Raw genomic sequence first — 6,868 nt, forward strand, 5'->3', positions numbered from 1 at the left:
TACGCTGATGCCACGCTTAAGACCAGCTGTGCTGCTCATGGAAATTGTGCGCACTGTATTTGAGTCAAGATGTTCCTGAACCTCCAGAACAAGATTTTTTTGATCTTGAAACTGAACGATAAGGGCATTGTTGATGCTGGGCAAGTTTCCGCTGGAGAACAACACATCCACCACGACTCCAACCACTCGAACGATAAAACCCGTACTAGTCAAAATTTTGACTCCTTATAAATTGTTTGTAAATTAGGGTATAAAGACCTGATATCAGATAAATGAAAACTAATCATGCTTTGAACTTTAACATTAGTTTGAAATCTTTGAAAAAATTATTCATCGATAAACTCAGTACAATAATAATATCATATATTAATGCTTATTGATTAGAGTAATATTACTAGAAATATATTAGAAAGCAAATAAAAAGATACTCCCTTAATACTTCGTTATATGGGCTATCTATTCATAATTATTCAATTCATCGAGATTAATAATTATTCGATATTCTTTCAATTTCGAATCCTCCTGCCCTACTTTTATCCTCAAAGATATGAACTATCTCTCGAATGCCTAAATTCACTTAATTCTTTACTTTGAGAAATTCAGGCAGTCATATATCCATATTCCGATTTATTGGGAGCTTTTATACTGCCAATATCCCCCATCTTGCATAAATCTCCAGCGTAGATTTTCAAATAATGATATCAATTATCACTATCGTTAGTGATATTCAGTCGAATTTTGAAAAAAACAACATCACATATGCCATAATTAAATGTAGAGGATATAGGTTTATGAGGGATTTGAACAATAAATTCAAATAAATTTCAAATAGGTATGCATTTAAAATGAAATAAAAGTAAAACAAACGCCTAAAAAAAGTGCGTGAATGAAATGTGGTACACTAAATATACTCAATTTAAAGTACTTATATGGGGTAAGTACTACCTCTCAACAGTGATTGAAGATTATTCTCGTTTTATCTTAGCCTAGCAATTAGCACTAACGATGGCTGAGGAAAATATAGATATCACTCTAAATGCAGCTCTAAAGCTTCCTAATCAAGATATAACCAGAGTATTCATTGACCGAGACTGTTGTCTGGTAATGGTCCAAACTATTTGTCAAAGGTATTAATGTGGAAAGAAGGAAAAAATAATATGGCACAACTCTTAACAGTTGGCGTAATTGGAAAATCATTTAAAGAAAACGAAAAACGAGTAGCTATACATCCAGAACATATAGAGCTTATCCCCAAGAAATTTCGGAAGCAAATCACTTTTGAAGAAGGATATGGGGAGAGATTTGGTATGGATGACGAAGCTATAGCCAAGCTTAAAACAGGCCGAGTTGCTTCTAGAAAAGAAATACTGAATGGCTTTGATTGTGTAGTATTACCTAAACCTTTAGCAACAGATTTGTCAGATATACGAGAAGGAGCAATTGTCTGGGGTTGGCCACATTGTGTACAGCAGAAAGAAATTACGCAAGTAGCAATTGATAAAAAATTAACCCTTATTGCCTGGGAAGAAATGTTTACTTGGAACCAAACAGGTAATAAAACCATGCATACTTTTTATAAAAACAATGAACTTGCCGGTTATGCAGGTGTAAATCATGCGATAAGTCTTGTTGGGGTTGTTGGTAATTATGGAAAACCACGAAAAGCAGTAGTGCTTAGTTTTGGATCGGTGAGCCGGGGAGCAGTATATGCATTACAAGGTCAAGGATTTTCGGACATCACTGTTTATACAAGTCGTAAAGCAACAAATGTGAGCAATCAATTGCCTGGGATAAAGTATAAACAAATGAAAAATGATGGTTCAGGAAATTTGCTCTCAGTTGGATTTGATGGTAATTCCCGTCCATTTTCTGAAGTATTATCAGATGTGCAAATTATTGTAAACGGAACTCTTCAAAATACTGATCGTCCTAAAATGTTTGTGTCTGAACAAAATGAAAGAAAATTGATGAAGGGCACTCTAATTGTTGATATAAGTTGTGATGAAGGAATGGGTTTTTGGTGTGCAAAACCAACATCCTTTGAACACCCCATGTTTGAAGCATCAGGTAAATATTATTATGCAGTAGATCATAGCCCTAGTTTTTATTGGAATTCTGCTTCATGGGAAATTTCAAAAGCCTTACTTCCATTTATACCCAAAGTTATTGAGGGACCAAATATGTGGAAAGAAAATAAGACAATTTCAAATTCTATAGAAATATTTAACGGTGTAATTCAAAATCCGAAAATTTTATCATTTCAAAACCGTGAGGAAGAATATCCTCACAAATTAAAAAAATAATTATTTAAAGATAATAAAACAAAAATGATGCCAAAAGCATCATTTTTTTGTTAAAAATAATATTTTTATTATATGTTTATAAAAATGCTTTAATATCGCTTAGTATACTGAGCAAATGAAGAAGATTTATTTTATAAAGGATTGAATAGCGTATGATAACTATCATTTTCAATGCTTGGAGTATTTTTATAGATTAAATTAGGTGGTATGGTATTGGATTAAGAGAAAGAGAGGAGGAAGAATTGCTTAGAGTACGATGGTTTGGTTTTTTCCTGCGGCTTTTGCTTTGTATAGTGCCTGGTCGGCGCGATTAAGAAGGCGATCGAGATTGTCATCGGGAGTTAGCACTGTAACACCTGCGCTAATCAATACTTTGGCGGGTGAAGGATGTTCGTCTTCTATGGTTATATGAATTAGTTCATCATGAATACGTTCTGAAATTTTATATGCTTGGGAAGCGTCAGCTTCAATTAAAAGCACTACAAATTCGTCGCCTCCGTATCGGAAAATAAAATCATTGTCGCGTATGATGTTTTGAATTGTTTGTACGATTTTTTTTAGGATATAGTCTCCACCTAAATGACCGTGATGATCGTTTATATATTTAAAATTATCTACATCCAAAAGAATTAGAGATAATTCTCGCTGATAGCGATGGGCGCGTTGGATTTCTTGTTCACCATACATGATTAAGGCACGACGGTTTAATGCATTGGTTAATGAATCAGTGATGGCTTGTTTTTCTGTTTTTTTCAACAATCTTGTTTGTTCACTTATATCGTGCAACGTAATAATTTGTCCAACTATTTCTTTTTGACTGTGTAGAATTGAAGATCGTTGAAGTTGATAGGTGTATTCTGTATTATCTTGGAGGATGATAACTTCAGTTTTCTTTAAGTCTGAATCCAAGACGTGGGCTAGAGTAGGGAAAATTTGTTTGGCGTCTTTGCCAACGGCTTGATTGTTTGAGACACCAGTGATTTTTTCGATGGCTGGATTGAGAAGGGATATGCGAGAAGAGACGTCTAAAATGATAACACCAATATCCATTTCATTAATAGCTACTTCATATGCTAATGGGAGAATGTCTAGAAAATCATGTTTTAAAATACTTATACTTAATAGCACCCCAGAAAGAGTGAACATAATCGATGTGAAATTAAAAGACGGGATAGGAGTGATACCCAACACATAGAGCAAATCAACTAGTAAAGGAACTATTACACTAAGAATCAGGATGAAGCTTTGTTTACGATAAACAGTGGGAGCTTTCTTCCAGAATTTGATGAGAAGGAATAATGATGCAGCAAAAAGGAAGTAGCCATATGGTGCATGAACGGCATAAAAATATGCTCCATAATCGCTGTTTAGGATTGGAAATGGAACATTGGTAGTTAGCAGTGAAGGGTTCAGGCGAAAAAGGTGATGATATGGATTTGTCCAGATAATCAAAATTGTGAGGGCTGGGATAATCCCGAAGAAAGGGATTAATCGCAATGTCTGACGAGATTGTCCTGTGGCAAGCATGATCATTGCTAACCAGCCTAAGGACAGAAAAGCAATACCAAAAAATTGAATATTAGCCCAAATCAACTTGCTTTTTAGGGTAGGGCTGATAATTTCGGCAGCGAACCCAAAATTCCAAATAAGCGCACAAAACATCGTAAAAGCAAACATTACCACTAATTGTGATGTTGACCGTTGGAGTGCAGTGATAGTTAGGATAAGTGTTACCATTCCAGATAGAATTAATAGAATTATGACAAGTTCAAACATTATATATATTCTATCATTGATTTTTCTGCCGCACAAAATATAATTTTTCAGAAGAAATGGGAAGATTGTTTCACGCTAACAGTCTTGAATGGATAGTAAGAAAAAAGTATTTACATTATTTTTGATTAATTAATATTTATGTACATAAAATAATGTTATAATATAGTGATTAAAGGCAAACTTGGTGAAAATCAAGGACGCAAAACCCGAAGTCTACGATTGTTCTTTAAAAAGAGCAATTATGATGGTTCAGTTGCATCAATTTGATAGATTGGTGCATTTTTGTTTAAAATAGAGAAAATTAAAAATTAAATAAAAACCCTAAAATAACACCAAATATACATAGCGATAATAAATATGGGAGGAGAAATATGTTTTCATTTATTCCGTTTAAAAACAAGATTATCGTTATTCTTTTGATCATCATTATTCTATCCACCAGCACAAATATTTTTGCGGCTCCTCAATTTTCAACGGAGAGAAGAAGCTTGACTAATAAGGCTCCATCAAATTCCATTAAAGTAAAATATGGAGTATCTGAAAATCAAATAGTGGCTCCAGGTAATCCAATTGATGTTCAAAGACCTGCAGGCACTCCTGTAGGAGCTATAGATGATATTGGTACATATCAAGCAGGTCAAAGTCAGGTAATTACTTATACAATTACAAATCCTGGCTATTTAGGAATTGCATGGCGAGTAGTAGAAAATTTTTCAATTTCAGCTGAGAATAATGTAATTAATACTAGTGTTTCTCCAAGTAGCTTAACAATTCCAGCAGGTGGCTCTAAAGATGTCCAAATAAATTTTACTCCGGATGAGAATGGAAATTTTTCTTTCACTTTTGGATTTGAAATTTTCTATTTCGTTGACACCCGTATTGGTCGAATAAAAATTCCTAATTTTATTTTTCCGAGTTATAGTTTTTTAGTAAGTGGTTTTAGTGATGGAAATAGTCCAACATTGACAATCAATCAAGCCAGCGGACAATCCGATCCAACAAATGGGTCGCCAATCGATTTTACAGTAGTTTTCAGCGAACCTGTCACAGATTTTACGACAGGTGATATCGCCTTATCTGGAACAGCAGGAGCCACAACAACAACAGTCACAGGCTCAGGCACAACATACAATGTAGCTGTTAGTGGAATGACATCAGATGGTACTGTCATTGCAACAATCAACGCAGGTGTTGCCCATGATATGAATGGCAATGCCAACGAAGCTAGCACTAGCACTGATAACATAGTTAATTATGATTATGATGACACAGGGCCCTCTGTGACGATTGAACAAGCCAGCGGACAATCTGATCCAACAAATGGAACTCCAATCGATTTCACAGTAGTTTTCAGTGAACCTGTCACAGATTTTACGACAGGTGATATCGCTTTATCTGGAACAGCAGGAGCCACAACAACAACAGTTACAGGCTCAGGCACAACATACAATGTAGCTGTTAGTGGAATGACATCAGATGGTACTGTAATTGCAACAATTAATGCAGGCGTTGCCCATGATTCAAATAACAATGGCAATGATGCTAGCACCAGTATAGATAATTCAGTGATTTTTGATAGCACGCCACCAAAACTTATTTCTTTCTTAAGACACACTCCTGCAACAAGCCCAACCAATGCTGACCAATTGGTTTTCTTAGCGACGTTTAATGAAGATGTACAGAGCGTAGATAGTACAGATTTTGAAGTTGATTGGTCTTCACCCACCGCTATTGCCCCTAATATTACAACGGTCTCTCAACAAACGAATAGCACTTATACGATCACTGTCTTAGGAGGGGATCTCGCAGATTTTAATGGTAATGTCGGACTGAATCTAGTGGCTACACCAAGTATTACTGATAGCTTAGGACATTCCCTCATAGACATAGATCCTACAACAGCTGATGAAGTTTATTCAGTTGATAATTCACCCCCCACTCTTACTTCATTCACAAGGGATAATATTCCAACTGATAAAAAAACCAATGCAGATATACTCGAATTCTTGGTAACATTCAGTGAAGACGTAAAGAATGTAGATGCAGCAGATTTTGAGATTAATAGTACACCTACAACAACAGCTATCATCGCTGCAGTCACTCAAGCCGGCACCGCCAGCACTTATACAGTCACGATTTCTGGAGGTGATTTGGATGATTTCAATGGCGACGTTGGACTCAACTTAGTCACAACACATAATATTACCGATCTCTTAGATTATGTGCTTCCTTCAGTAGAACCGCTGATCGATGAAGTTTATACCGTGGATAATGCAGGACCTATCTTGACTTCCATAATGCGTGATACTCCCACTTCAACCCCCACTAATTTTGATGAGTTGATTTTCTCGGCAATTTTTGATGAAGATGTCACAGATGTAGATATAGCAGACTTTGAAGTAGATAGCACCAGCACAGCCACAATTGAAAGCGTCACACAAGTCACCCCCAGCACTTATGCAGTGAAAGTTTCAGGTGGCGACTTAGCAAGTTTTGATGGAACAGTTGGCATCCAACTCACCACAACCTTAGATATCAAAGATACCTTAGGTCACAGCATGGATTATCAAACAGCAGCAACCTCAGAGTTCTATCTTGTCGACAACACAAACGCAGAAGTCAGCATCAACCAAGCCAACACGCAAGTAGACCCAACCAACATTGAACCAATTCTCTTTGACGTATTGTTTAACGAAGATGTAATAGGGTTTGTCGAAAATGATGTCGTCATAACAGGCTTAACAGGCACACCAACAGTAACTGTTTCAGATGCAAGTGATTCCGATGAC

General features: G+C 36.0%; 3 protein-coding genes, 1 pseudogene and 1 riboswitch. Of the genes and pseudogenes, 2 read left to right on the forward strand and 2 right to left on the reverse strand.

From position 1 onward, the window contains the following. Nucleotides 1–213: pseudogene (locus ABXH34_RS16740) on the reverse strand (F0F1 ATP synthase subunit beta); the annotation flags it as partial. A 944-nt stretch (nucleotides 214–1,157) separates the two neighbouring features. On the opposite strand from ABXH34_RS16740, the gene ABXH34_RS16745 reads away from it, so the two are divergent. After that, entirely contained in the window at nucleotides 1,158–2,303 is a 1,146-nt protein-coding gene (locus tag ABXH34_RS16745; protein WP_353573028.1) for a N(5)-(carboxyethyl)ornithine synthase, read from the forward strand. 246 nt (nucleotides 2,304–2,549) lie between these two features. Here the strand turns inward: ABXH34_RS16745 and ABXH34_RS16750 are convergent, their stop codons facing one another. Then, complete coding sequence (locus ABXH34_RS16750; protein WP_353573029.1) at nucleotides 2,550–4,079, reverse strand: histidine kinase N-terminal 7TM domain-containing diguanylate cyclase; 1,530 nt, start codon at nucleotides 4,077–4,079, stop codon at nucleotides 2,550–2,552. A gap of 164 nt (nucleotides 4,080–4,243) precedes the next feature. Then, a riboswitch (cyclic di-GMP riboswitch) is annotated at nucleotides 4,244–4,340 on the forward strand. Nucleotides 4,341–4,450: 110 nt separating this feature from the next. On the opposite strand from ABXH34_RS16750, the gene ABXH34_RS16755 reads away from it, so the two are divergent. Beyond that, on the forward strand, nucleotides 4,451–6,868 hold a 2,418-nt coding region (locus tag ABXH34_RS16755; protein ID WP_353573030.1), incomplete at its 3' end, for a hypothetical protein.

Source organism: Candidatus Albibeggiatoa sp. nov. BB20 (genome assembly GCA_016744725.1).
Lineage (GTDB): Bacteria > Pseudomonadota > Gammaproteobacteria > Beggiatoales > Beggiatoaceae > Albibeggiatoa.